The sequence below is a fragment of the Acinetobacter terrestris genome (genome assembly GCF_004331155.1).
In the GTDB taxonomy this organism is placed as follows: domain Bacteria; phylum Pseudomonadota; class Gammaproteobacteria; order Pseudomonadales; family Moraxellaceae; genus Acinetobacter; species Acinetobacter terrestris.
In genome coordinates this window covers 59,806-85,753 of the sequence record NZ_SJNZ01000015.1, presented here as the reverse complement: position 1 = coordinate 85,753, position 25,948 = coordinate 59,806, and the positions used below count along the sequence as shown (strand labels likewise).

Annotated in this window: 19 protein-coding genes and 8 tRNA genes; 18 read left to right on the top strand and 9 right to left on the bottom strand. The window is 42.3% G+C overall.

Going from position 1 to position 25,948, the window contains the following annotated elements:
- The first annotated feature begins 14 nt into the window (after positions 1 to 14).
- Positions 15 to 1,448: a hypothetical protein gene (locus E0H81_RS10100; protein ID WP_131318607.1), complete on the top strand. Its 1,434-nt coding sequence runs from the start codon at positions 15 to 17 to the stop codon at positions 1,446 to 1,448.
- Positions 1,449 to 1,502: 54 nt separating this feature from the next.
- Here E0H81_RS10100 and E0H81_RS10095 read toward each other — a convergent pair whose 3' ends face one another.
- The 4 genes from E0H81_RS10095 to E0H81_RS10080 form a co-directional block, all read right to left on the bottom strand.
- Positions 1,503 to 3,218 (bottom strand): proline--tRNA ligase, encoded by a 1,716-nt coding sequence (locus E0H81_RS10095; RefSeq protein WP_131318605.1) that lies wholly within the window; start codon positions 3,216 to 3,218, stop codon positions 1,503 to 1,505.
- Between the two features lie 96 nt (positions 3,219 to 3,314).
- A complete protein-coding gene (locus E0H81_RS10090) occupies positions 3,315 to 6,419 on the bottom strand; it encodes an efflux RND transporter permease subunit (protein ID WP_131318603.1) in 3,105 nt (1,034 codons plus the stop codon).
- 22 nt (positions 6,420 to 6,441) lie between these two features.
- Positions 6,442 to 7,569 (bottom strand): efflux RND transporter periplasmic adaptor subunit, encoded by a 1,128-nt coding sequence (locus tag E0H81_RS10085; protein WP_131318601.1) that lies wholly within the window; start codon positions 7,567 to 7,569, stop codon positions 6,442 to 6,444.
- A gap of 60 nt (positions 7,570 to 7,629) precedes the next feature.
- The gene (locus tag E0H81_RS10080) at positions 7,630 to 8,271 is read right to left on the bottom strand and encodes a hypothetical protein (RefSeq protein WP_131318599.1); all 642 of its coding nucleotides are present in this window, start codon (positions 8,269 to 8,271) and stop codon (positions 7,630 to 7,632) included.
- A gap of 280 nt (positions 8,272 to 8,551) precedes the next feature.
- Between E0H81_RS10080 and pilG the strand changes: the two genes are divergently transcribed.
- From pilG to E0H81_RS10050, 6 genes are all read left to right on the top strand, one after another.
- Complete coding sequence (pilG, locus tag E0H81_RS10075; RefSeq protein WP_067723812.1) at positions 8,552 to 8,935, top strand: twitching motility response regulator PilG; 384 nt, start codon at positions 8,552 to 8,554, stop codon at positions 8,933 to 8,935.
- Between the two features lie 21 nt (positions 8,936 to 8,956).
- Positions 8,957 to 9,325 (top strand): response regulator, encoded by a 369-nt coding sequence (locus E0H81_RS10070; protein ID WP_067723813.1) that lies wholly within the window; start codon positions 8,957 to 8,959, stop codon positions 9,323 to 9,325.
- 5 nt (positions 9,326 to 9,330) lie between these two features.
- Positions 9,331 to 9,867, top strand: coding sequence for a chemotaxis protein CheW (locus E0H81_RS10065; protein ID WP_131318597.1), 537 nt, complete (start codon positions 9,331 to 9,333; stop codon positions 9,865 to 9,867).
- A gap of 45 nt (positions 9,868 to 9,912) precedes the next feature.
- A complete protein-coding gene (locus E0H81_RS10060; protein ID WP_131268614.1) occupies positions 9,913 to 11,985 on the top strand; it encodes a methyl-accepting chemotaxis protein in 2,073 nt (690 codons plus the stop codon).
- Positions 11,986 to 12,158: 173 nt separating this feature from the next.
- Positions 12,159 to 16,607, top strand: a complete 4,449-nt coding sequence (locus tag E0H81_RS10055; RefSeq protein WP_131318595.1) for a hybrid sensor histidine kinase/response regulator — start codon at positions 12,159 to 12,161, stop codon at positions 16,605 to 16,607.
- 4 nt (positions 16,608 to 16,611) lie between these two features.
- The gene (locus E0H81_RS10050) at positions 16,612 to 17,070 is read left to right on the top strand and encodes a hypothetical protein (RefSeq protein ID WP_067723817.1); all 459 of its coding nucleotides are present in this window, start codon (positions 16,612 to 16,614) and stop codon (positions 17,068 to 17,070) included.
- Between the two features lie 74 nt (positions 17,071 to 17,144).
- Here E0H81_RS10050 and dapE read toward each other — a convergent pair whose 3' ends face one another.
- The 3 genes from dapE to E0H81_RS10035 all read right to left on the bottom strand — a co-directional run bounded on the left by dapE (position 17,145) and on the right by E0H81_RS10035 (position 19,558).
- Complete coding sequence (gene dapE, locus E0H81_RS10045; RefSeq protein WP_131318593.1) at positions 17,145 to 18,281, bottom strand: succinyl-diaminopimelate desuccinylase; 1,137 nt, start codon at positions 18,279 to 18,281, stop codon at positions 17,145 to 17,147.
- A 131-nt stretch (positions 18,282 to 18,412) separates the two neighbouring features.
- Positions 18,413 to 18,562: an entericidin A/B family lipoprotein gene (locus E0H81_RS10040; RefSeq protein ID WP_067723819.1), complete on the bottom strand. Its 150-nt coding sequence runs from the start codon at positions 18,560 to 18,562 to the stop codon at positions 18,413 to 18,415.
- A gap of 126 nt (positions 18,563 to 18,688) precedes the next feature.
- Positions 18,689 to 19,558: a DUF1853 family protein gene (locus E0H81_RS10035; protein ID WP_131318591.1), complete on the bottom strand. Its 870-nt coding sequence runs from the start codon at positions 19,556 to 19,558 to the stop codon at positions 18,689 to 18,691.
- Positions 19,559 to 19,654: 96 nt separating this feature from the next.
- On the opposite strand from E0H81_RS10035, the gene E0H81_RS10030 reads away from it, so the two are divergent.
- The 11 genes from E0H81_RS10030 (at position 19,655) to E0H81_RS09980 (ending at position 22,303) form a co-directional block, all read left to right on the top strand.
- Complete coding sequence (locus E0H81_RS10030) at positions 19,655 to 20,038, top strand: YbaN family protein (protein WP_131318589.1); 384 nt, start codon at positions 19,655 to 19,657, stop codon at positions 20,036 to 20,038.
- 8 nt (positions 20,039 to 20,046) lie between these two features.
- Complete coding sequence (elsL, locus tag E0H81_RS10025) at positions 20,047 to 20,577, top strand: cell wall-recycling L,D-carboxypeptidase ElsL (protein WP_131318587.1); 531 nt, start codon at positions 20,047 to 20,049, stop codon at positions 20,575 to 20,577.
- Positions 20,578 to 20,866: 289 nt separating this feature from the next.
- Positions 20,867 to 20,942, top strand: a tRNA-Val gene (locus E0H81_RS10020).
- Positions 20,943 to 20,967: 25 nt separating this feature from the next.
- Positions 20,968 to 21,044 (top strand) — tRNA-Asp (locus E0H81_RS10015).
- A gap of 51 nt (positions 21,045 to 21,095) precedes the next feature.
- Positions 21,096 to 21,172 (top strand) — tRNA-Asp (locus tag E0H81_RS10010).
- Between the two features lie 21 nt (positions 21,173 to 21,193).
- Positions 21,194 to 21,269 (top strand) — tRNA-Val (locus E0H81_RS10005).
- 13 nt (positions 21,270 to 21,282) lie between these two features.
- A tRNA-Asp gene (locus E0H81_RS10000) sits at positions 21,283 to 21,359 on the top strand.
- Between the two features lie 31 nt (positions 21,360 to 21,390).
- Positions 21,391 to 21,466: transfer RNA gene (locus tag E0H81_RS09995), tRNA-Val, on the top strand.
- Between the two features lie 51 nt (positions 21,467 to 21,517).
- Positions 21,518 to 21,594, top strand: a tRNA-Asp gene (locus tag E0H81_RS09990).
- 97 nt (positions 21,595 to 21,691) lie between these two features.
- Positions 21,692 to 21,767 (top strand) — tRNA-Val (locus E0H81_RS09985).
- Positions 21,768 to 21,841: 74 nt separating this feature from the next.
- Positions 21,842 to 22,303: a DUF2750 domain-containing protein gene (locus E0H81_RS09980; RefSeq protein WP_131268601.1), complete on the top strand. Its 462-nt coding sequence runs from the start codon at positions 21,842 to 21,844 to the stop codon at positions 22,301 to 22,303.
- A 38-nt stretch (positions 22,304 to 22,341) separates the two neighbouring features.
- On the opposite strand, the gene E0H81_RS09975 is transcribed toward E0H81_RS09980, so the two are convergent.
- Together E0H81_RS09975 and E0H81_RS09970 are read right to left on the bottom strand one after the other, a co-directional pair.
- Entirely contained in the window at positions 22,342 to 23,124 is a 783-nt protein-coding gene (locus E0H81_RS09975; RefSeq protein WP_131318585.1) for a YdcF family protein, read from the bottom strand.
- A 120-nt stretch (positions 23,125 to 23,244) separates the two neighbouring features.
- Positions 23,245 to 25,914 carry a PepSY domain-containing protein gene (locus E0H81_RS09970; RefSeq protein WP_131318583.1) on the bottom strand — a complete coding sequence of 890 codons (2,670 nt, stop codon included), beginning with the start codon at positions 25,912 to 25,914 and terminating at the stop codon, positions 23,245 to 23,247.
- Between the last annotated feature and the right edge of the window lie 34 nt (positions 25,915 to 25,948).

Genomic DNA, 25,948 nt, shown 5'->3' with positions numbered 1-25,948 from the left:
AGGAAGATATAAAAATGAAAAAGAAATTATTAAGTGGTTTAATTTTTGCCGCATTTAATCTCACAAATTATACCTGTGCGATGATGCCATTAGATGACAATGAATTATCGAAAGTTGATGGACAAGCATTATTAAATTTAGAAAATAGCTCAGATGCTTCACAAGGCTTAAATTTCCATAAATTAAGTATTGCTGCATTAATGGAGTTGAACGTCAATATTAAAACCTTGCAGTTAGGCTGTGGCGGAACCAATAACAGTTATAAAGTCGGTTGTGATATTGATATTTCAAACCTATCTTTAAGTGGATTAAATACGACTAGCGATAGCAACGGCAGTCCTACATTCGGTGGTGAAGGGCGTGCAGCAACCAGTGCATCAATTACCAACCCATTTATCGAGTTTGCAATTAAAGGCAATACTGCTGCGACACGTGAAGTTGCCGGCTTCCGTCTAGGTGCACAAAATATTATGGGACTACTGACTTTAGGGACTGAAAACGGACAAAATCCAAGTGATGGTATTCAAAGCTTTACCGGCTATATGAAAATGGCACAGACTCAAGGTGAGGCACGCACTAAAGCTACTAAATTTGGTACGACAGATGCAGAGAAAATCCAAGGTAAGATTGAAGTAAATATGCTTGTCAGTAAGCCGATTCGAACTTTCACAAGTAAGCCTTTCACTGATGGTCAAGTCACCGAAGGACATACGGGAATCACTGTGCCATCCATGCTGGTTAACTTTACGATGCCTGAAACCATTGTCACCGGTTCACGGCTAAAATCAGCAACAGTTTCGGGTATTCGCTCAAGTATTCCTACCATTCCCTTGGCGGCAGCAGAATCCGGAAAAAATTTACCGGATACTGTAATTACTGTGCCTGACTTTTCTACAGATCAGCTCTATGTTGAGTTTCCAGGTCTAATCGGTGATTCAATTGGTAATCATGCATTTTTTAAAATGTTACCTGGTTCTAGTTTAGATAATCTCAATATGGATATTACCTTTGAGCAGGCTTTAAGCATGATTCATAATATTCCACTGAACGGTACCGGTGGATATTTGTCTTTACAGAATCAGAACGTAAAATGGCAGGGTACAGATGCAGCCGATATTGCGCGCCCAGGTTGGTGGATGTCATTTAAAGATCCGATTCAATTGGGCTATTTAAAAACACAGGATGAAGTTGATATTTCACATGTCTTGCCTCAGGTTGCTACTGCAATTACAGACTTCTTGTTAAAACCAGAAAATTTAATTAATGTAAGTTTTTTTGAAGCTATAGGTTCACTTGTTAGTCAACCGGTTGAAAAAAAATTGAATATTAATGTGGGTGGTTTTACCAGTTATAACGGTGGAACGCCTGCAGCCTTAACCTTAACGGATAAAATTTTGCAAAATCAAAAGGTTCCAACTAACTGCTTTGGCGGACATAAATTCTGTTAATTCTAAAAATAAAAAAATCCCGCCTAAGCGGGATTTTTTTATCTCAAATCAAAATTATTTTGCGATTTTCGCAAGTAACTCTACTTTAGAAATATTTACAGATTCAGCATCAGCACGGCCTTTGTATTCAAAAGTGCCTGCGTCCAAACCTTTTTCACCAATCACAATACGGTGTGGAATACCGTTAAGTTCAAGGTCAGAGAATTTAACCCCTGGACGTTCATCACGGTCATCCAAAATCACGTCATAACCGGCAGCTTGAAGCTCTGCATATAGGGTTTCAGCAGCCTCAAGGGTGCGTGGTGATTTGTGCGCATTCATAGGAACAATGGCGACTTCAAAAGGGGCAATCGCCAAGGGCCAAATAATGCCTTTATCATCAAAGTTCTGTTCAATGGCAGATGCCACTACACGAGTCACCCCAATACCATAACAACCCATTGTTACCACCGTTGGCTTGCCATCTTTACCCAACACTTTACAACCTAAGGCTTCAGAGTATTTTTTACCGAGCTGGAAGATATGACCCACTTCAATGCCACGTTTAATTTGTAGCGTACCTTTGCCGTCTGGTGAAACATCACCTTCAACTACATTACGGAGGTCATATACTTCCGTGTACTGTGCATCACGTTCCCAGTTGACGCCAGTTGCATGTTTATCCGCTTGGTTAGCACCGGCAACGAAATCAGATAATACAGACGCTGTACGGTCTACAATGACGGTTAAGCCTTTTTCAACCAAACCTTGTGGTCCAATGAAACCTGTGGTTAAGCCGAGCGCAGCAATTTGCTCTTCAGTTGCAAAAGTGAGAGGCGCAGCAATTGCCTCATGTTTCTCAGCTTTGATTTCGTTCAGTTCATGGTCGCCGCGAAGGAACAAAGCAACCACCGCTACTGAACCATCTTCTTGTGCTACACCTTGAACAAGGAGTGCCTTGACTGAGTCTTTTGTAGCAGTGTTCAAGAATGCTGAAACATCAGCAATGGTTTTTTGATTTGGAGTATCCACCAATTTTAATTCTTGTGTCGGTGCAGCACGTTCGCCAACAAGCACAGCTTCTGCCATTTCAACGTTGGCTGCGTAGTCAGATTCAGTTGAGAAAGCGATATCGTCTTCACCACTTGAAGCCAATACGTGGAATTCATGCGAACCTGAACCGCCAATTGAACCGGTATCCGCTTGTACTGGACGGAAATCCAAACCTAGACGACTGAAGATACGGCAATACGCATCGTACATTGTGTCGTAAGTCTGTTGTAGCGAGTCTTGATCGATATGGAAAGAGTAAGCATCTTTCATGATGAATTCACGTGAACGCATCACACCGAAACGTGGACGAATTTCGTCACGGAATTTGGTTTGTACTTGATAGAAATTTGCTGGAAGTTGCTTGTAACTTTTTAATTCATTACGCGCAAGATCAGTAATTACTTCTTCGTGGGTAGGCCCCAGCACAAAATCATTGTTATGACGATCTTTAAAACGTAGCAGTTCAGGACCATATTGTACAAAGCGACCTGATTCTTCCCATAGGCTTGAAGGTTGAGTCACAGGCATTAATACTTCAAGTGAGCCAGCACGATTCATTTCTTCATGAATGATTGCTTCCACTTTATTTAGCACACGTACACCCATCGGCAACCAAGTATATAAACCCGAAGCCAATTTACGAATCATACCCGCACGTAACATCAGCTGATGTGAAATAACTTCAGCATCGTTCGGGGTTTCTCTTAACGTAGCAAATAAAAAGCGACTCGCGCGCATGGAAGCTGTCCTAAAAATTAAGCCTTGAAAGCCAAGATTATACAATAAAAAATGAGGTGAACATTTCTGAATGTCACCTCATTGTGATGTTATAAATTATGACATGATTTTTCGTATTTGGCGCGTCATAAAATTCTTTAAGTCATCCAGGTAGGTAAAGATCACTGGTACGACCACTAAGGTCAACAGGGTAGACGTGATCACACCGCCAATCACGGCATGTGCCATAGGTGCACTTTGTTCACCACCTTCACCTAAACCTAATGCGAGTGGAATCATGCCCATGACCATGGCACTAGTGGTCATGAGGATCGGACGGAGTCGGGTTTTACCTGCAGCAATAATGGCATCAAAACGGTCTTCACCTCGGTCCATGGCTTTCTTGATGAAGTCGATCAGCAGGATGGCATTTTTAGTCACCAGTCCCATCAGCATGATGATGCCAATGATGGAAAACAGGTTCATGGTTGAATTAAACAGGAACAAGGCCAGAAAGACCCCAATCAGTGAGAGGGGCAGGGAAGCCATAATGGCTGCGGGATGAATAAAGCTATTAAATTGTGATCCGAGCACAATATAGATAAACACAATGGAAAGGGTAATTGCAGTCAGGGCATAACCTGCAGACTCAGCCATATCTTTATTCGCGCCCTGGGTCACGAAACTATAACCCGGTGGCAAATCAAAATTATCCTGAATTTTTTTAAGATCCTGCCCAATATCACCCGCAGGACGACCTGCAGTATTGGCTTCTACCAATACTTCACGTGCTAAATCACGACGGTTAATCTGTGATGCACCCAAGCCTTCTTTAAATGATGCGACAGTTGCTAGCGGTACTAAAATGGGCTGACCGGATGCATCGGTTTTTTGGGAACTTAAGTAAAGATTTTCGATATCACTCGGTAGGCTGCGTTTATTTTCAGTCAAGCGAAGATTGACATCATAGGTTTCTCCTTTTTCATCTTGCCAGGTCGTTACATCATCACCTGCAATCAATGGGCGAATGACATTGGCAATTTGATTGACGGAAAGACCCAAATCACTGGCAAGCAAGCGGTTAATATCCACGGCTAAGGTCGGCTTCGGTTCTTTCAGTGAGCTTTCCAGATCGACAATGCCATTTACTTTGGAAATTTCTGCAAGAAAGCGATCCGAGATTTTTTGTAGCTCATCCAGTTCAGGGCCCTTAATAGAAATAAGCACCGGTTTTTGACCACCAGAGACCGTCTCATCGGCAGAAGCAACGGAGGTAATAGTAATACCGGCGACGCTTTGTAAACGTTGACGAAATTCGTTGTTGAGCTGTGTCAGACTCTTATTACGTTCTAATCGAGGAGTTACACTGACCCGGATACTGACATGGTTTTTACCACGGTCGGTCACGCCATTGATAATGCTATACGTGCTGAGCACGTCAGGATGTTGGCGAATAATATGCTCAACTTGCAATAACTTGGCTTGTGAATATTCGAGTGATGCATCCACCGGTGTTTCAAACTTAATCCGAATTTCACTTTTATCCGGAACAGGAACAAATTCTGTTCCCACCAGCTTGGAGAGTCCCAATGCACCAAAAAGTGATGCAACTGCAATCAGCAGGGTTAGAATTCGGAAACGTAGCGCCAGTTTTAACAGTTTTTCGTAATAGTGACTTAAATTATCGAGTTTGTTGGAGATCCAGTTAAAAAAGCGTTTGATTTTGCCCGGTTGTTTATTTGGATCGTGTTTTTCAGCCCAATGAGCAGAAAGCATCGGGTCAAGGGTAAAGCTGACAAACATGGAAATCAGCACGGCAGCACTGACCGTTACCCCAAATTGATAGAAGAATTTACCAATAATTCCGCCCATAAAAGCAACGGGCAAGAATACTGCAACAATCGTCAACGTTGTGGCTAGAACCGCAAGCCCAATTTCTTTGGTGCCATCCAAGGCTGCAGTCACATGGTCTTTGCCCATATCACTATGCCGGACAATATTTTCCCGCACCACAATCGCATCATCAATTAACAGCCCGATACTGAGGGAGAGCGCCAGCAGCGTCATCATATTGATCGTAAAGCCAAATGCCCAGATAAAGGTCAGCGTTCCGAGTAGGGCAATGGGAAGGGTTAAGCCGGTAATTGCAGTAGAGCGGAATGAACCTAAAAACAACAATACGATCAGAACGGCTAAAACAGCCCCCTCAATAATGGTACGTGCTACATCTTTAATACTGCCGCGAATACTTTTAGAGCTATCTACCACGACTTTGGCAACAGTGCCCTGAGGTAATTGTTTTTCAATTTTCTCCATGGCCTTATAAGTGGCATCCACCACTTCAATCACATTGGAATCAGAGCTACGCAGAATATCAATCGCGACCGCTGTTTTACCATTTAAATAGGCACTGGATTCTAAGTCGGCTTGGCCGTCTTCAATTTTCGCGACTTGCTTTAAGAAAATGGGTGCACCATTTTTATTGGCAATAATTAAATCACCAAAGGATTGCGGATGAATTACCTTAGATTTGATTTCAACCACCAGCTCTGATGTCGGCTGTTTCAAAGTTCCGCCCGGAACTTCAATATTTTCACCTTTTAAGGTGTTGATGACCTGATCTATGCCAATGCCGAAACTTTGCAGTTTTTGCGGTTCAATTTCAATCCGGATTTGACGTTGTGCATCACCCAGTAAATTGACTGCTCCCACGCCAGTCACGGTTTGCAATTGCGGAACAATGCGCTGATCTAAATAGGAACTTAAGTCGCGTAACGGCATGGTGTCTGATTCAAAAACAATCGACATCACCGCATTGGCTGTTGGATCATAACGCTCGACCACTGGATCCTGAATTTCATCACGAAAATCGGCCGTGACAGTGGAAATTTTATCGCGAATATCCTGTGCTGCAACAGTGGAGGAAACATCCAGATTAAACTCGACAATAATAGTCGACAGTCCTTCACTCGATTGTGAAATCACCTGTTTCAAGCCAGAAATGGTGTTGATCCTTTCTTCCATTTTCTTGGTGACTTCAGATTCAATCATTTCCGGAGATGCACCGGGATAGCTGGTATAAACCACTACAAATGGAAAATCGACATCCGGAAACTCTTCCACGCTCATCCGTTGCCAAGACGCTAACCCCAACACCAGTAAACACAACATCATCATGATGGTGAAAACAGGATATTTGACACTAATTCGGGTAAACCACATAAGAACAATCCTGTGCTTATTTTTATTTTTGAGTGATTATGACTTCTTGATGAAGGTCTTGGTCATTAAATTTAATCCGGCTGATCAGGTCACCGGGTTGCAGTCCTTGAACCACGGCTAAATTGTCACGATAACGCTGTTCTAAAATCACCAGATTTATTTTTTCGATTTTTTTCTGGCGAATGACCCACACATAAGGTTTTTCTTTCAGATTCTGGATGACATCCAGTGGAATCAACTGGCCGTTAATTTGGGTAGATGAAAGAATGCTGCCTTCGACAAAAGAACCAATGCTGAGTGAGTTAATAGTTTCATTCGGTCTGGCAAAGAATTCAATTTGACGGCTCGCAGGATCGGCAATCGGGGAGATCCGGGTTAATACCGCGGTAAGTTGGGCTGGATTACCCTGAATGCTATATTCAATTCTTTGACCAACTTTTAATGCGGCCTGCATATCACTCGGCAATTTGGCCTGGATTTCTAAATGATCAGGATCGACGATTTCAAATAGGGTTTGACCCGCAGCAACTGTTTGCCCGGATTCAACCTCACGTTTGGTGATGACACCTGAGATAGGACTTAAAATAGTTCCATCACGATTTGCTTTTTGAGCAATATTGACGTTGGCCTGTTGTGCGCGCACATTTTCAAGTTGCGCCTGATAATCAACCGCTGCCTGTTCATATTCGACTTTAGAAATAAAACCCTGACTCAGCAGGCGACTTTTTCGCTGCATCATGTTTTTAGCCAAGGTGGCTTGTGCCTGAGTCGAGCTAAGATTGGCCTGAGCTTGCGCAAGACGTGCAGCATTATCCTGATTGTTTAAGCGAACTAAAACCTGACCTTTTGAAACAGCTTGTCCCACTTGCGCATTGACAGCCGTTGCAGTCGCGGTCACTTGGGCCTGTATGCTGCTTTGGTTCACTGCACGAAGTGTACCGGTAAATGCGGTTTTGGCGACAGAAACGCCATTCTTGACTAAAACCAGATCTTGTTGGATTAATTCAATTTTTTTTGTAGTTTCAGCCGGCGCTTCGATTTCATCTTTTTGACAAGCACCAAGCAGTAGACTCAAACAGAGGGTACTACAGGTTAAATATTGCTTGTGCTGGCTTAATTTCGTTATTTTTATTCGCTGTCCAAATAGCATGCACACTAATCCTTTTATTTATTACTGCATAAATTAAGCCCATGTCATAACAAATGCAATTTATTCAAGAGCTTTTAAACGAGCGATGATTCTGTCGTATTCTAGCTGTGTATTTCGATAGTGCATTTGTAACGATTGAATATTTTCTTTTTTTAGCTCAATATTTTTTTGGTTGTTGTCGAGGCTGTTTTTTAAAGTAGCCGGAATGTTTTCCGCTTTACGTAAATGTTCAATTTGCTGACGTTTAAAATAGATCCGATCATTTTGCAGCTGTTTAAGCTGGTCTTGTTGAAAGGCGATTTGTTTTTTAATGTGCATCAAGGCGTTATCGCGTTTGCTTGCAGCCACCTGACTGTTGGTATACGCCGTTTTAAGTTTTAAGTCAGCTGCATTCTGTCTGGCTAGTGCGGCACGTAAGGGTGCTTTTTTTATATCAGCTTCAGTGTTGTAGGCACGGTTACGCTGAATCACCTGCATGTTTTGGTCCAGGGCTTCATAGCCATGGCGAATGTGATTCGGCGTTACATTGCTACTGATATTGGCAATGCCTTTGCTGTCATAGTAACGATACCATGTGGCTTTAGGCGGAGTTTCGGCAAAAATAACGGTTGATTGAAAAAACATCAAAAAAAGAAATATGAATTTTCTAGTCATTTTTTTTTGCGCAATGAAAGCGAGTTTTTGTTTAAACTGACTTTGCATTGTAACCCCCGATTTAAAGTTGACTAAATTACTTATTTTTAAGTAATAAAAATGCTATATTAGACTTAAAATCATGAATAAAAAACATCTCTGTCGTTAAAAAAAAATCATTGGTCGAAGGAAAGTGTGAAGCTGTTATTGAAAATATAAGAAAACGAGTCTTCGTGCAGAAAATGCTCATTGAAAACGCAAGTAAAGATATGTTAAAAATGTTCGTAACTTGTAATCAAACTTTCTGCTCAAATTGTTTGTACATTCTAAAAATGGGAAGGGTCATTAAATGGACGATAAATTCCAAAATCTAAAAGTCATGGTGATTGATGATTCAAAAACCATTCGTCGTACAGCAGAGACATTACTCCAGCGTGAAGGGTGTGAAGTCGTAACCGCAGTAGATGGTTTTGAGGCATTGGCAAAAATTGCTGAAGCAAATCCGGATATCGTGTTCGTCGATATTATGATGCCGCGTCTGGATGGTTATCAAACCTGCGCACTGATTAAAAATTCTCAGAATTATCAAAATATCCCGGTCATTATGCTGTCAAGCAAAGATGGCTTATTTGATCAGGCTAAAGGCCGTGTCGTCGGTTCAGATGAATATTTAACTAAACCTTTTAGTAAAGATGAATTGTTAAACGCAATCCGTAATCACGTAACAGCATAAATTTATTTTTTGGGGACAAGCATGTCACGTATCCTTATTGTTGATGATTCACCAACAGAAACATTTCGTTTTAAAGAGATTTTAACGAAACATGGCTTCGATGTCATTGAAGCGGCGAATGGTGCTGATGGTGTCACAATGGCACAAGCAGAGTTACCGGATCTTGTGTTAATGGATGTGGTAATGCCTGGGGTAAATGGTTTCCAAGCAACACGTCAAATTGCACGTGGTGCGACGACAAAACACATTCCAATTGTGATTGTCAGTACCAAAGATCAAGCAACTGACCGAGTTTGGGGGAAACGTCAAGGGGCAAGTGATTATTTAACAAAACCTGTAGACGAAAAACAATTAATTGATGTGATTAAACAACACCTCAATGCAGGATAAGCTCTATGGCAGCTAATGGATTTATCGAATTACTTCGGCTGGCTAAACGTGGCAACAAAAACTACGTTACCACTGAAAATGAAGTAAACCGATGGTCAGGCATTGCTTTTGAGATGATGGGGCAATATTTTGTTGCCCCTTTAGGTGAAGTATCTGAAGTGATTTATCCACCTAAATATACGCCAGTTCCGAATACTCAATCTTGGGTAATGGGCTTGGCAAATATTCGGGGACGGTTACTTTCAGTGGCTGATTTGGCTCAATATATTTCTGGGCATCGAAGTCAGTTTTCACCGACTCAAAAAGTATTGTGTATTAGTCATAATGACCATTATGTCGGTTTGGTTGTAGATCAAGTTTTGGGGATTCAACACTTTAACAAGAAAAGTTTCTTTTCTAAACACAGTGAATTAGACAACCATTTACAAGAATATTGTCAGGGATATTTTAATCAACATAATCAACACTGGCATGTTTTCTTATTTAGTCGTTTATTGCAAAACCCAAAATACATGAATGCATCTATAAAATTTATAAACTAATAGTCGCGCGCTGAAGAATGATGGCGAAAGTCGGGGAGAAGCTGGATGGGCTTTAAACTTAAAAAGAAAAATACAAGTGAAGGCAGCAACCGCAAGGTTGGTAATGCTTTATTGGCAAAGATTCAATCACAAACTGATCAATTATCACGTGTATTTGGTGACAGTGAGAAGTCCAAACCATTTATCTATGGTGCGTTTGGCTGTTTAGTTTTCGCAATTCTGGTTTTATTGTACTTGTTCTATAGTGTGCCGCGTAATAACGAATTAACCCGCAGTTTGGGTGATTTACGTCTTTTGTCACAGACAATTTCCCGTCAGGCAACTGAAGCAACGGCATCAGGTACCAAAGAATCTATTGATAAGTTAATTGAATCTCAAAAAGGTTTTGCAGAAAACCTAGAAACAGTAAAAGATATTCATGCGCATACTGCCGCACTGGATGAAGTTGAAAAGCAATGGAACACAGTATCAGATGGTATTGATTTAATTTCTTCTCAACAGAAAATCATTAACCAGCTTTATGATACCAATATTGCCATTAGTGAAACCATTCCTGGGATTCAGGCCGAATATAACTTGATGGTTGACCAAATGGCACGTCAGGATATGCCGAGTAATCAGGTGGTCATTGCGAAAAACCAGGTATTCATTGCAGAACGTATTTTACGTTCGATCAGCTCGGTGTTAACGGGTAGTGATAACTCTCGTGAGTCAGCAGACGACTTTAGTGCCGATACGGAAACATTTGGTTCTTATCTTGAAGCACAGTTGAATGGTAGTAGTGAACTGGGTGTAGAACGTCTTTCTGATCCGGCTTTACGCGAGTCATTAGAAGGTATTAAAGCGGAATATGATGATGTATTGAAATCAGCATCTGCGACCATTCTTAAAAACTCAACGCAAATTGTAAAAGTACGTCAGGCATCATCTTCAATTTTTGCACAATCAGACGAATTGTTAGCCAGCCTGAATAAACTCTCTAGTGGTTCAGGCTTAGCAACTGCAATTCCAGCCTTACTGTTAATTTTACTTTTAACGGGTTTCTTGGTATGTGTATTTAAATTACTGGGTTTACGTGGTCTGTCAGACAAACAACGTGTATCAAGCCTGCAAGAAGAGTATGACCGTAACCAGAATGCGATTTTACGTTTACTGGACGAGATCGCGGATTTAGCAGACGGTGACCTTCGTTCATACGCAACGGTATCAGAAGATTTTACCGGTGCAATTGCCGACTCGATTAACTTTGCGATTGACCAGTTACGTGACCTGGTATCGCGTATTACCGAAACTTCTCAAGAAGTTGCACAATATACTGCCAATACGCAGGGCATTACCAACCAGTTAGCTGAAGCCTCTGAACATCAGGCACAGGAAATTGCCGGTGCATCTGCCGCAATTAATGAAATGGCCGTGTCGATTGACCAGGTATCTTCAAATGCAACGGAATCTGCAGTCGTTGCGGAGCGTTCAGTACAAATTGCTGCCAATGGTGCAGATGTCGTACACCGTTCAATTGAAGGGATGGACATGATTCGTGAGCAGATTCAGGAAACCTCGAAACGTATTAAGCGTCTGGGTGAATCTTCTCAGGAAATTGGTAACATCGTTGCCTTGATTAACGATATTGCCGACCAAACCAACATCCTGGCATTAAACGCAGCCATTCAGGCATCGATGGCAGGTGAAGCAGGTCGTGGTTTCGCCGTGGTAGCCGATGAGGTACAGCGTCTTGCGGAACGTTCGGCATCTGCAACCAAACAGATTGAAGGCTTGGTAAAAACCATTCAGACGGATACCAACGAAGCGGTAATCTCGATGGAACAAACAACGTCCGAGGTTGTACGTGGTGCGAACTTGTCTAAAGATGCGGGTGTGGCACTGGATGAAATTCAAAACGTATCGACTAACTTGGCGAAATTGATTGCCAACATTTCGGATGCTGCAAAACTGCAGTCTGCGTCTGCAGGTCATATTGCAACCACGATGAATGTTGTACAGGAAATTACCTCGCAAACCACAACAGCAACCTTTGATACCGCACGTTCAGTATCTGAATTGGCAAATATGGCCGAATCGTTACGTGAATCTGTAACTGACTTTAAACTACCTGATTAAGGTAGTAGGAAAGCTTTGCGGTGATGTGCCTTACTTTCGGGTAAGGTGCATCAATAAATCACAGATAAAGCATCGACAAGATGAACTTAAGCTCAAAGTTAGGTCTCGCGTGATGGTGACAATTAAGTTTGAGCGCCCTTCTTGGTGGCAGATAAACGTAAGAAGCCTAAGCTATGAAAGAAATATTAAAAAATTTAGTTGAAACGACTACGCTTCCTGAAGATAGTTATCTTGATCAAGATGCAGAAATTCTAGAAATTTTTGTTGAAGAAATCGAGGAAATCTTCGTTGAATTAAATACTTTATTTACAACTTGGTTTGAAAATCCCAACGACCAGGAAATTTTGACCACCATTCGCCGTCATTTTCATACGCTTAAAGGCTCTGGACGCATGGTAGGGGCGAAATCTGCCGGTGAAGTGGCTTGGGCTGTTGAAGACACCTTGAATCGTGTTATTTCTGGTGCAATACCATTAGATGCAACGGTTCAACGCTTCGCTCAAACCGTATTCAAAATTTATCAATATAAATTATATCCAATTTTTAAAACCGTTCAGCTGGCTGATATTGATTTGCGTCCACTGGTTTTACTGGGTCAGCAAATACAGCAAAAATTAAGTTTAGAATCTGCTCTGGAAGAATTACTGGCGCTTTCTACAACTTTAACGGCTGAAGATGGCATTACTGGTTTAGAGCTGAATGATGAAGTATTCACTCAACCAGTCACAGCAGTAGCTATTGAAACAGAAATAGACACAGAAGCTAATGAAGCTCATAATGATATCGAAGAAACGGTTGCCATCTTTATTGAAGAAGCTGAAGAGCATTTGGCAACGATTGATCAGTTCTTGCAGAATGATCATGAAAATAAACAAGATTATAATGCGCTGATTCGTGCTTTACATACCTTGCGTGGCAGTTCATCAATGGCTCATATCGAGCAGATTTTTGAAGCCAGTACCAAGGCAGAAAATTTATTTAAAACCTTATTACAAGAAGAAATTGTTTCAACTTCTAAGCAAACGGCTTTGCTGATTCAGTATGCCGAATTTGTGCGCGATTATTTGCATACCCTTAGACAAGGTGAAATGCAGAAACTTGATGCGATTTATGAAACCTTTAATAATGCCTGGAATAACTATGGCTTTACTTCAGCTGAAATAGATGAAGATGTTAATCCTCAAGGTCTGGTTTCCAAGCTGATCGCATTAAATATTGATTTGTTACTAGACACTGAATTCGAATTTGAAAAACGCGCCAAAGTTGAATATCCGGAATATATCCAGGCTTTAAGTGAACAGGCGCAACAGTTATTGGATCATACCGATAACCGTGCTGCAGCGGGCATCCACCAATTTACCAGTGAATTGAAATCAAGTTATGAAGCACTGGTATTAAAGCCGGAATTGCTCAATATTGATTATGCCTATGAGCTGTTTGCACAGGCACACCAGGAATTTATTCATTTATTTGATACCTTGGCCGCAGGGCAACGTGTCATATTAACTGATGACGTTCAGAAAATATTAAGTGATCTTTCTGCCTTTGTTCAGCAAGACCTTGAACAGTTTGATGATGCTGAAAAAGGTTCTGAATCTGTCATTGAAGAATTGCCAGTGACAACAACACCTACAGCGTCTACGACAGTTGATCTGGCACAGATTTCACAAAGAATGCGCTCGGATCGTGCCCAAATGCATGCAGCGGATGCAAACAGTGATTTCGATGCGGATTTACTCGATATTTTCCTGGAAGAAGCTGAAGAATTATTGGGCGGTATTGACCAAGATTTGAATACTTGGACGAAAGACCCAGCCAATACCACTGCACTGAATAATTTAATGCGTTATTTGCATACCTTGAAAGGGGGTGCAAATATGATTCAGGCGACGCATATCGGCTTGATTTCACATGAATTAGAGTCGATTTATGAGCGCGTGATTCGTCAACAAATCACGGTTACGCCACAGCTGATTAGTATTATTCGTCTAGTTCAGGATGACGTATCCGATCGAATTCAAATCATTCGTGAAGATAATATTGACTATTCTGGTGCTGAATCGATTGAGATTTTGCATCATATCCAAGAGATTGCGCAAGGCAAGTTTGCAAGTGCGGCTGTGGTTGAAACCGTTGCAGTTGAGAATGTTGCAGTTGAAGATATTTCAACGGAAAGTGACGTCCATGAATTAGCCGCACCAGCAAGTGAGACATTTGCTCCAGAGACTGAAACAGAATCAGAAGCTGTTTCACAAAAAGTTGAATCTGTTGAAGATCCTGAGGACAGTATTCGCTTAATTGCCGAAGAAACCTTCTTGGAAGAAGCGGAAGAGATTTTAGAATCTACTCATCATTTATTGAAACAATGGTTTGATCAACGAAGCGACCGTAGCTTATTGCTTCAATTACAACGTGCCGCCCACAGTCTGAAAGGTGGTGCGCGTATGATTGAAAATGAACCTGTGGCTGCCATTTCGTATCAACTGGAAACCACTTTCGAGCAGTTCGCAGTCCATCATTTTAACTCGAATGTTTACGACCTGTTATTACAGACAACATTTGCATGGCTAAAACAGGCCATCTTCAAACGTGATTACAGCAATTTTGACAGTCTGAAATTAAGTTTAGAGTCGATTGGGTTTGTTGATGTCACCGCTCAATTACCAAATCGCGTGACTCAATCCGATCTATTGTCTACACCGAAAACCTTTGAATTTGTGCAAGGTGATGGTACTGAACCGCCTGCCATGCTGGGTGAGTGGGATTTAAGTTCGCAACAAGACAACAGCAATGAAATGATCCGTATTTCTGCCGATTTGGTAGAGAAGATGATCGATTTGTCTGGTGAAAATTCAATTAACCGTTCGCGGATTGAAATGGACTTGGGCCAGCTCGGTAATACCTTGAACGAGATGGAATTGGCAATGAAGCGTTTAGCTGACCAGTTACGTCGAATGGAAGGTGAGCTAGAGTCACAAATTATCGCAAAACATGGTTCTGAAAATTCACGTTATGCCGATTTTGACCCCTTAGAGATGGACCAATATTCATCTTTGAACCAGTTATCAAAATCTTTGGCGGAATCTGCATCTGACCTGGTGGACTTTAAAACGACTTTGTCCGAAAAGATTCGTGATACAGAAGGCTTACTGTTACAACAATCGCGTATTCAGGCCGAGATTCAGGAAAGCTTGATGCGTACGCGTCTGGTACCATTTGATCGCCTGTTGCCGCGTTTACAGCGTATCGTGCGTCAAACCTCGTCTACCTTGAACCGTCCAGCAGAGTTGATTGTTCAAAACACTGAAGGTGAATTGGACCGTACCATTCTTGAACGTCTGGTGACGCCATTTGAACATATGCTTCGTAACGCAATTGACCATGGTCTGGAAGATACTGAATTACGACGCGAAGTACAGAAGCCTGAAGTAGGACGAATTGTCTTAAATATCAGCAGTCAAGGTACAGATGTACTGGTCTCGTTCAGTGATGATGGTAAAGGGATTGATGAATCCAAAATCAAGGAAAAGGCATTAAACCTGGGTTTAATCAAGACGGATCAATTCCTTGATAAACAGGAAATCCTGCAACTGATTTTCCATCCCGGATTCAGTACGGCCAAAGAAATTACCCAGATTTCCGGTCGTGGTGTAGGTCTGGATGTGGTGCAAAGTGAAATTAAAGCACTGGGTGGTCATGTCTCTGTAGATTCGGAACTGGGCAAGGGCACAAACTTTACCATTCGCGTACCAACCACGGTAGCGGTAAGTGATGCCTTGATGGTGAAAGCAGGTGATCAGCAATTTGCGATTTCATTGGCACAAATTGAGCGTATTGTCCGAATTGCACCGTCTACTTTGGAAGAGTATTTCAACAGTAAAGATGACTTGTTTAAAATTGACAACACCAATTATAAACTGCGTTATTTATCCGAGTTTGTTTCAAACCAGCCCTTACCGCGTTTAAGCAATATTGCTCATTCTTTACCGGTGCTGTTGATTAAAGGTAATAGTGGTCAAACCATTGCGTTACTCGTTGACCAGTTGATTGGTTCGCGTGCGCAAATTGTGGTGAAACCGATTGGTCAGCAATTCTCGAGCGTTGGGGTTGTTGCCGGAGCAACCATATTAGGGGATGGTCAAGTCTGTCTGATTCTGGATGGTCAAAACATTGCTCGACAAATTCAAACTACGCAGCGCATTAAACATCTGTCAGATCAGCGTGATCTGTCCCGTCATAACAATGCACGTCGTTTAATTATGATTGTGGATGACTCGGTTACTGTACGTAAGGTGACATCACGTTTACTTGAGCGACAGGGTTATGACATCATGACGGCTAAAGATGGCGTCGATGCGATGGAACAACTTGAAAATGTCAAACCGGACTTGATGCTGCTGGATATTGAAATGCCGCGTATGGACGGGTTTGAAGTGACCAACCTGGTTCGTCATCATGAAGTGCATCGAGATTTACCAATTATCATGATTACTTCAAGAACCGGTGAGAAACATCGTGAACGTGCATTCAGCCTGGGTGTCAGCCACTATATGGGTAAACCGTTCCAGGAAGCAGAATTGTTAAGCAATGTTGAAAACCTGTTAGAGACCAGCCAGGGGTAAATAAATGAGCCAAAATAGCGTTTCAAACTCTGCTGTGAATCAAATGACACAACAGGAGTTGCATCACCTTATTACCGTGTCGACCGGGTTTATCGATGCGTATATTATCGATTGTCATGGCAAAGAGGCGATGTTGTTGCCGCAAAATATCGTCTTGTCTGCACTGGACAGTACTACGCAGGTTCCATTTGTGGAGTGGCATGAACTCAAGCTACCTGTCTATGCGGTGAATAATCCGCAACAGAAAGAAGGCGTGGCTTTGGTGATTGAAGGCGATGACATAAGCCAGCGTTTTGCCCTGATGTGTAATGAGATGCCAAAAACCATTCGTTTACGTATTTCTGAAGTGGTCGATGAAGAGCAAGCTTTAAATGATCCGGCTGTATTCCAGTATGTACGTATGGCAGATCAAGTTTTTCATATTCCTAATCTGGCGCAAATTCAATCTTCTTTAGGATTGTAATTTAAGCGATCGCTAGTGCATGAGTCATAAAAAAAAGGAACTTTAAAAAGTTCCTTTTTTTATGGATAGGAGTCTTAGTTGGCCAATAAGCCTTCTAAAATCTGTTCATAAATTTCAGCAAGCGGCTCTAGATCTGCCACATTTACATGCTCGTCAATTTGATGAATGCTGGCATTTAAAACCCCTAGCTCAAGGACCTGTGCACCAGTCGGGGCAATAAAACGACCATCTGAAGTACCGCCACTGGTCGATAATTCAGTTTCAATCCCGGTTACATTGCGAATCGCATTTTTTGCAGCATTGACCAGTTCACCGACTGGAGTCAGGAACGGTAAGCCTGAAAGCGTCCATGAAATATCATAGTCCACGCCGTGACGGTCCAGAATTTCTAAGGTACGTGCCTTGAGTTGTTCTGCTGTCACTTCAGTTGAATAGCGGAAGTTAAACAGCAAGTTCATTGTGCCCGGAACAACGTTGGTTGCACCAGTACCGGCATTGATATTTGAAATTTGGAAAGACGTTGCAGGAAAGTATTCATTGCCATTGTCCCAAACGGTATCGCACAGCTCAGCCAATGCTTTAGAGGCTGTATGAATGGGATTAATTGCAAGGTGAGGGTAAGCCACATGTCCCTGTTTGCCTTTAACGGTTAAATTGGCATTTAACGAACCACGACGGCCATTTTTTACAATATCGCCCAGTTTGTTGGTGCTTGATGGCTCACCGACTAGACACCATGTCATCTTTTCATTACGTGCTTCTAAAGCTTCTACGACTTTTACGGTGCCGTTAACCGATGGACCTTCTTCGTCAGAGGTAATCAGGAATGCAATTGAGCCTTTATGATTGGGATGTTTTGCGACGAAGCGTTCAGATGCGACCACCATGGCTGCAAGTGCAGTCTTCATGTCTGCACTGCCACGACCGTAGAGCTTGCCATCACGAATTTCCGGTACAAACGGGTCGGAGTTCCAGTCGTTTAAACTGCCTGTTGGAACCACATCGGTATGACCGGCAAAACACAAAACCGGCGCTTCAGTGCCTTTACGTGCCCATAAATTATCGACATCTTCGAAACGCATCGGTTCAATGTTGAAGCCAATTTTTTCTAAACGATCCGCCATAATGTTCTGGCAGTTATGATCGATTGGTGTTACAGAAGGCTGACGTAACAGTTGCAGGCTTAAATCAAGGGTAGCGGAAGAGGTCATGCGATTTTCATCAGTCGATAAATTTGTCAGCACTATAATAGGTGAATATGCCCTTGAATGTGAACGACTGCGATAAAATTGCCATAAAAAAACCCTATCTAGGATAGGGTTTCATATGCACTAAAAACGAATTAGTTTTTGCGGATTTCGTCAGAAGTTTTTTCAGCAGTATTGGTTACGGCATCTCCGGCTTTGGATACGTCTTTACCCATGCCTTTAAAGGTATTACAACCAGTTAATACAAATGCCATAATAAGGGAAGTCGCTAGAATTTTTTTCATCATCATCTCCAGGTAATTCATTATTTTGATGTGAGTTTAGGTTAAATAATTGATGATATAAAAAATATGAGTTTTTGACGGTAGAAAAGTAATCAATTGTTATAAAGATAGACTTTTCTCATAAAGTTAGTGATTAAGATGCTGAGAAAGCAGCGGTGCATGTCTGTACATATAGAAATTGTTTTGATCTTTTTGCAGATATAAACCATTGGTCCACCAATGCGCCGTTTCACTACTTAGATGCGATGCCGGGCAGATCCATTCTTGCCGATCCAGACGATAATATGCAGCCGTTTTATCTGGTATCTGACTCCCCCAACAGCCTAAACGCCGCTTGAGATTGACCCAAGCCGGAATGACTTGCTGGGGATGTGCAACAGGAAGATAGAGTTGACCTTTCAATACTGCAAAACGACTTTCAATCTTATATTCCAGTGCATCTTCAAACTGAAATTGTTTTTGGCTAAAGTGATTTAATTTTCGAAGCAAGGTATCGCTACGGTTTAAGCCATACCAATAGGCTAAAGAAAAATCCCGTTCAGCTAAATAGTATTTTAAAGCCACTTCCCAGTGTTCAATTTTATTGGTTTCGGTATTGAGTAATAAAAAATCCAGTTCACCCAACGTTTTGGGTCCCGCGATTTTTTGAATGCTGTGACCGAGTAATTTATAAGAATGATAGTTTTGATCGAGCAACCAAAACCAGATAAACATTTCAAAACGTAGACCTAAACGGGTACTTTTCAGCTGTTGTAAAAAGCTTTCCAGTTCTTGCGGATGCTGATCTAAATAAAGCAGTCTTGAATGATAATTTTGAAAATGCCTTGCCCAGGTTTCGTTGCCATGTAATTGAAAAGAATGCTTCAGTACCAGTTCTGCTGGAATAGCGGCTAAAATATTCGGGCTGGCTACACAAAAGGCCAGTTGCCGAACCAGTAAATTTTTAAATTGAAGCCAAGGTTCATCAAGCTCAGACCCTTGATTTAAAGCAAACATAGAAACACCCAGCGATAAATTAAAAAGTGCAGAATTACAACGGATAATACCCAAAAACACTTTATACTACCGCAATTAGTCGTGTAGGGCAGTGCTATGAAGATGTTGTTTTGGCGGAGTTTGGTGGTGATTTTTGTCATCCTGGGCTTTATCGGAGCACTTTTACCGGGTATGCCAACAACAGTATTTCTTATTTTAGCCGCCTGGGCCGCCTCAAAAGGTTGGCCGCAAATGGATGCCTGGTTGCTCAATCATCCCAAATATGGCGCGACCTTGCGATCATGGCGTGAAAACGGCACTGTACCGCGTAAAGCGAAATGGTTCGCCAGTATCATGATGCTGATTAGCGCTATCATTATGCTGTTCACCAATGCGCCGTTGCTGGTCAAAGTATTTACCGACTTGACCATGCTGTCAGTGTTAACTTGGCTGTGGTTACGTCCTGAACCTTCGGCTGAACCGATCAAAGAAGCAGAGTAATACCCTTCATGTCATATACCTTAGAACAAGCAGACGTCTGGATTGATTTGGCTGAACAAAGCTTAACTTTGCCCAAGCATAATAAGTTTTATGTGATTTCTTCGGGTAAGAATGGCATTGGTGAGCAAGAAAATTCAGGCAAGACCCCGAGAGGCTGGCATAAAGTCGCGCTCAAATTTGGTCACAGCGCAGCTAAAAATGCAGTTTTCAAGGCAAGACAGGAAACTGGCGAAGTCTATAATCAAGCATTAGCGGCACAATTCCCTGAACGGGACTGGATTCTCTCACGTATCCTCTGGTTAAGCGGTCTGGAAGACAATTTTAATCAGGGTGAGGGCTGCGACACATTTAAGCGTTATATCTATATACATGGCACTCCCGATAGCGAACCGATGGGTATTCCAATGTCACATGGCTGTATTCGCATGCGCAATGATGATGTGGTTGAACTGTTCGAGCTTATTCCAGAACAAGCCTTGGTTTTTATATCGGAGCACAGTTTAAATTCAACGGGTCATAAAACAGGCACAGTTCTCTAAAACAACATCTTAATAGATGAAAAGTGAAAATTCATCTATCGAGCTTGGCTAAAAAATAGTGTTATTTCCCAGTTGTTCAAAAAACATGAGCAATTTTGAGTCAAAAGCAGCCTCTGAAATTATAAATTTTTGCAGAAAATTCTAAATAAATGACAGAAATTGTTTGTTTTTATAGCGATTAACCTATTTTTTAATCACTCAAACGTAAAAAAAACAAAACAGGCAGAAAAGCGTTTGACAGGCTGCATAGATTCTCTATAATGCACCACACAAACGATGAAGTCGTAAAGGGCGCTTAGCTCAGTTGGTAGAGCGTCTGCCTTACAAGCAGAATGTCGGCGGTTCGATCCCGTCAGCGCCCACCAAGCCTTTACGTTAAATGACTTAAGTGCAGCGGTAGTTCAGTTGGTTAGAATACCGGCCTGTCACGCCGGGGGTCGCGGGTTCGAGTCCCGTCCGCTGCGCCACTTAATTCAGATAACAAGTTGTTTGTACCACAATAGCGACATTGTGTAGATGCAGCGGTAGTTCAGTTGGTTAGAATACCGGCCTGTCACGCCGGGGGTCGCGGGTTCGAGTCCCGTCCGCTGCGCCATTTACATGATAGACCTCTTGAGGGCGCTTAGCTCAGTTGGTAGAGCGTCTGCCTTACAAGCAGAATGTCGGCGGTTCGATCCCGTCAGCGCCCACCAGATTTTTTGCGATGCAGCGGTAGTTCAGTTGGTTAGAATACCGGCCTGTCACGCCGGGGGTCGCGGGTTCGAGTCCCGTCCGCTGCGCCATCCTTAAAATCGAAAATGTAAGATCCTTTAAGGGCGCTTAGCTCAGTTGGTAGAGCGTCTGCCTTACAAGCAGAATGTCGGCGGTTCGATCCCGTCAGCGCCCACCATATCTTGAGATGTGAATCTTTAGATATAAAACTTATTTATAAGTTTGCCGTGCAGCGGTAGTTCAGTTGGTTAGAATATCGGCCTGTCACGCCGAGGGTCGCGGGTTCGAGTCCCGTCCGCTGCGCCATTTTCATTCCCTGAAATGAAAATTGGTTATATTTAGCATAGACTACGCACTGCGTTTGTCTTGCATCAAAAATTCAATTCTTGAATTTTTATCTTCAGGGCGCTTAGCTCAGTTGGTAGAGCGTCTGCCTTACAAGCAGAATGTCGGCGGTTCGATCCCGTCAGCGCCCACCATATATTCTCCTTGCTCAAATCCTGTTTTTTTCATAGAATCTCAAGACTATAATAATTTTAAATATTGAAAAACGATGAGAAATCCATACCAACGCAAAGCTGCGTCCAAAAATCAAAATAACAGCTACAATGCCCACGACATTTATAAACAATTCATCGAAACAATCGTTGCTCAAGGTTCTGTTAGCGCTTTATATGATGACGGCTGGGCGTTATGTGCAACGCCTACAGGTCAGCGCGCTTTCGCCGTTTGGCAGCATAAAAGCCTGGCAAAGTTGCTGATTAAAGACAATTGGGAACATTATCAAATTCAGGATATTTCACTCAAAGATTTTATTGAAAAAGTTATTCCTTTTTTACGTCAAGAAAATACCTGTGTGTCGATGGATTTAACCCCTGAGGGACAAAATGTCCTGGTTGCTCCTGAAAAATTATTATTGGACATGAAAAATTATCTCTATCAGATCTATTTGCAAAAACCCGAGTTATTTAAAGACACCAAACTCCCTATGCCACGTAGCATTCGCTTGAATTAATACTTGTTATTCATAAGATTAAAATTTGCTGATCCGATTTAATACTCGTTGAGTAACCACCCGCTGATAAAAGCAAAGTATTCTCTTAACCAAGAGTTGTAGCGAATATACAAGGGCGTTGGTGCGCTTATAGTCAGGATCTGTTGATAGCCCTGATGTTTGGCTATGGTTTTGGCGCGCAAAAGATGAAAATCACTGGTCGCAATGACAATAGGCTCACTTAGGGTCATGTGATGTGCTTTAAGCAAAGGCTGCACATTGCGCAGGTTTTGTTCAGTACTGGTACTTTGATTTTCTAATAAAATGCGAGATGGATCAATCCGATGGTGTTTTTGAAGGTATTCAGACATCACTTCTGCTTCAGTCATCTGCTCTTTAAAGCCTAAACCTCCGGTCATCAGCATAATGGTTTGAGGGTATTGCTTAGCATATGTGGCAGCGACATCTAGGCGTTGTTTTAAAGTGGGTGAAGGTTGTCCATTTTCTATACCGCTGCCCAGTACAATAATTGCAGCTGCCGGTTGTGCTTCGGTGTTTTGCTGAATGGTATATTGCAGATAAGCGAAAAAGATCAGCAATGTGCCAAGCCACAAAAAGAATGCTGCCCAAGCACAACGCCATAAAGTCAGTCGTAATTTATTTTTATTGATAACCAATTGAATAAAATTATAAAAGATGGAATACAGGATGAATCCGATACCGATAATAACAGGAAGAATGATTCCCAAATGGATTTTATCGAGTGAAAGTAACCATAAGCCATCGAGTGCCAATAAGCTGCCTATGATAAAACTGAAGCTGCGTGTTAGATACTCGGACATTAAGCTGACTCTGGGTAAAGGATGCGGTTAGTTTAAACAAATTAGATACTTTAAACATAAAAAAAACCGAGCGCTAAGGCTCGGTTTTTTATTGGCTTTAATATTCAGTATTTTAAATATCTAGTAAACATCACGACGGTAACGGCCTTCTTGACGAAGCTGATCGACTGCTGCTTCACTTAGAATATCAATCAGGGCTTGATCAACATCACTGGCCATGCCGTTGATGCTACCGCAAACATAAATTACCGCACCATGATCCACCCAGGCTTTAAGTTGCTGGGCTTGCTCGCGTAGTTTATGGTGCACATAGACTTTTTCTTCTTGATCACGTGAGAAGGCTAAATCAAGGCGTTGCAGCATGCCTGTGGTTTGCCAAGCTTCAATCGTGCTTTGATAGAAGAAGTCATGTTCACGTTGACGCTCCCCAAAGATCAGCCAGTTTTGAGTGTAATCCTGACGGGTACGTGCATGTAACAAGCTCATTAAGCCCGCAAGACCCGTACCGTTACCAATGCAAATCACCGGGCGATTGTCATCAATCAGATGGAAAGATTCATTGGTACGAATGCGCAGCGCAATTTCACTGTTTAATGCTGCATGTTGAGTCAGCCAGCCCGAACCTAAGCCTAATTGTGCTTGAGCATCCGATTGTTGACGCACCACTAGGCGCAGCACTTGTTGCGATGGAATACTCGCAATTGAATATTCACGCGAAGGCAGGGGATTCAGCTGTTCCAGTAAATGTTCCATGTTGGCAAAAGGTTCAACATCTACGGTTAAATCTTTATCCCATAACGCCTGTTCAATGCTGAGTTGTAACGAATCTACTTGCGTCTTCGGCTGGATTTGATGCTTTTGCAGAAAGGCTGCAATACGTTCAGCACTATTGCCCGGTTGAATTTCTGCAATATCTCCGGCTTGCCAAATCACTTCATGGCTTGGCTTTAATTCGATATTAAATGCAGGTGCACCCAAGCTGTTCGGATTGAGCAAATCACGTTGTGTGAGTGTCCAGCTATCGAAGGTTTTTTCGATATTCATGGCCTGTAATTCAAGTTTAGTCACTTTGGCTAAAGCACTGTTCCATGCCTGAATCTGCTGATGATTGGCATTATCCACCTCAATGGTGGCAAAAAATTGCTGTGCGCCATTTTGCTTTAACCAGGCATCAATTTCATGACCAAAACTACAGAAAGTGTCTGGATATTCGCGAGAACCCAAGGCCAAAACAGCATAGTGTAGATGGCTTAAATCAGTTTGGCTTGAAAGTATTTTCTTGGCAAAATTTGAAGCTAAATCCGGCGCTTCACCTGTGCCATAAGTACTGGCGACAAACAGGACTTGTTCCGTATTTTTTAGATCATCCAGGCTTACATGCTGTACAGCTTTCACGCTTACAGGCTGATGAGCCTCTTGCAAGCTGGTCGCCGTACGCCAAGCCAGTTGTTCAGAAATACCGGTTTGGGTGGCATAAGCAATCAGCCAAGGTTTTGCATCTGGATCAATACTGACAGCAGTTAAGCTATTACGTGCTGCTTGAGTAAGTTTCTTTTGTTTACGGCGTTTAAGATACAGCATCCAGCCCGTAACAAAGAACAATGGCATTGAAAGTGCAGCGAGCATTGCCATGAATTGATACACGGGACCAAAGAAGCTACCCCGGTGAACAGGCAGCATACTGCTCATGATTTTTTCATTTAACTTTTTATCTTCATAAATTTCCATATCTTTAATAGATGAAGTTTTATAGTCAAATGTGGCTTTATTGCGCGCACGTTCATGTTGTGGAACAGCATCCACAAAAGACAGTTCAATTTCGCCATTGGCTTTTTTCGGCAAGTTGAGGGTCAGGCTAGAATAATCACGGCCGACCTGTGCATTAAATCCAGTCCAGGTTTGGCTTAAAGCAAGATTGATTTGCTCAGGGCTTAGACCTGGTTTATCGCCACCTTCGCCACGAGAACCCTGTTTAGAACCTTCTCGATCTTTGTTACTGGATTGTGCCTGTTCAGCGCCACCACGCTCGCCACTACGTCCTTCACCGCGTGGACCATTTTCGCCACGTTCAGCGCGACCTTCTCCAGCGCTGCGAGCTTCACCTTTTGATTCTTTTTGTTGTTCGACGCCCATCACGGTATACAGCCCGCTACGCCACCAGCCATAAGACCAGGTTAAGCCGGTACATGCGATAATCAGGAAGAAAATAACCACCCAAGTACCTACAACCGCATGCAAGTCCCACAAGAAATTACGGCCTTTCAGTTGCGGTTTAATCATTAACCATTGCTTGAAAGAGTGCTTTTTAGGCCAACGCAGGTATAAACCACTGAATATGAAGATCAGCAGCATGAGGGTACATGCGCCCGTAATCTGTTTACCGACCGGCCCAACGGTTAGGTTGCGATGCAACTGTTGGACAAACTGGAAGAATTCCCGACCTTTGATTTCAGGTAAAACTTCGGCCGTGTAGGGGTTAAGCATCATGTTATAGCCCTTACGCGCGCCTTCTTTGACAATATTCATGCTAGAAGAGGCAGTGGGGTCTTTGGCAACAGTGATGCTATTAATTTTCATCTCTGGCTTAGCAATTTGGAAATGCTGATAAAGTTCTGCAGGGCTTAACTTGTCCCTATTTTCAGCTTGTACGGTATAACTATCTGGATTCAGCCATTTTTGAATCGGTTGTTCATATGAATAAATGGCACCGGTAACCCCCATAATCGAAAGGATTAACCCAGCAGTAATCCCGAGGAACCAGTGGATCTGAAAAAAGATTTTTTTTAACATAGCTGAAAAAAGATGCGGGAGGTGAACAGTATTG

Coding starts and splice junctions, on each gene's coding strand:
- E0H81_RS10030 (WP_131318589.1), top strand. CDS start 19,655: ATGAAGATGTTGTTTTGGCGGAGTTTGGTGGTGATTTTTGTCATCCTG.
- E0H81_RS10090 (WP_131318603.1), bottom strand. CDS start 6,419: ATGTGGTTTACCCGAATTAGTGTCAAATATCCTGTTTTCACCATCATG.
- pilG (WP_067723812.1), top strand. CDS start 8,552: ATGGACGATAAATTCCAAAATCTAAAAGTCATGGTGATTGATGATTCA.
- dapE (WP_131318593.1), bottom strand. CDS start 18,281: ATGACCTCTTCCGCTACCCTTGATTTAAGCCTGCAACTGTTACGTCAG.
- E0H81_RS09975 (WP_131318585.1), bottom strand. CDS start 23,124: ATGTCCGAGTATCTAACACGCAGCTTCAGTTTTATCATAGGCAGCTTA.
- elsL (WP_131318587.1), top strand. CDS start 20,047: ATGTCATATACCTTAGAACAAGCAGACGTCTGGATTGATTTGGCTGAA.
- E0H81_RS10055 (WP_131318595.1), top strand. CDS start 12,159: ATGAAAGAAATATTAAAAAATTTAGTTGAAACGACTACGCTTCCTGAA.
- E0H81_RS10065 (WP_131318597.1), top strand. CDS start 9,331: ATGGCAGCTAATGGATTTATCGAATTACTTCGGCTGGCTAAACGTGGC.
- E0H81_RS10070 (WP_067723813.1), top strand. CDS start 8,957: ATGTCACGTATCCTTATTGTTGATGATTCACCAACAGAAACATTTCGT.
- E0H81_RS10085 (WP_131318601.1), bottom strand. CDS start 7,569: ATGCTATTTGGACAGCGAATAAAAATAACGAAATTAAGCCAGCACAAG.
- E0H81_RS10095 (WP_131318605.1), bottom strand. CDS start 3,218: ATGCGCGCGAGTCGCTTTTTATTTGCTACGTTAAGAGAAACCCCGAAC.
- E0H81_RS10060 (WP_131268614.1), top strand. CDS start 9,913: ATGGGCTTTAAACTTAAAAAGAAAAATACAAGTGAAGGCAGCAACCGC.
- E0H81_RS10035 (WP_131318591.1), bottom strand. CDS start 19,558: ATGTTTGCTTTAAATCAAGGGTCTGAGCTTGATGAACCTTGGCTTCAA.
- E0H81_RS10050 (WP_067723817.1), top strand. CDS start 16,612: ATGAGCCAAAATAGCGTTTCAAACTCTGCTGTGAATCAAATGACACAA.
- E0H81_RS09980 (WP_131268601.1), top strand. CDS start 21,842: ATGAGAAATCCATACCAACGCAAAGCTGCGTCCAAAAATCAAAATAAC.
- E0H81_RS10040 (WP_067723819.1), bottom strand. CDS start 18,562: ATGAAAAAAATTCTAGCGACTTCCCTTATTATGGCATTTGTATTAACT.
- E0H81_RS10100 (WP_131318607.1), top strand. CDS start 15: ATGAAAAAGAAATTATTAAGTGGTTTAATTTTTGCCGCATTTAATCTC.
- E0H81_RS10080 (WP_131318599.1), bottom strand. CDS start 8,271: ATGCAAAGTCAGTTTAAACAAAAACTCGCTTTCATTGCGCAAAAAAAA.
- E0H81_RS09970 (WP_131318583.1), bottom strand. CDS start 25,914: ATGTTAAAAAAAATCTTTTTTCAGATCCACTGGTTCCTCGGGATTACT.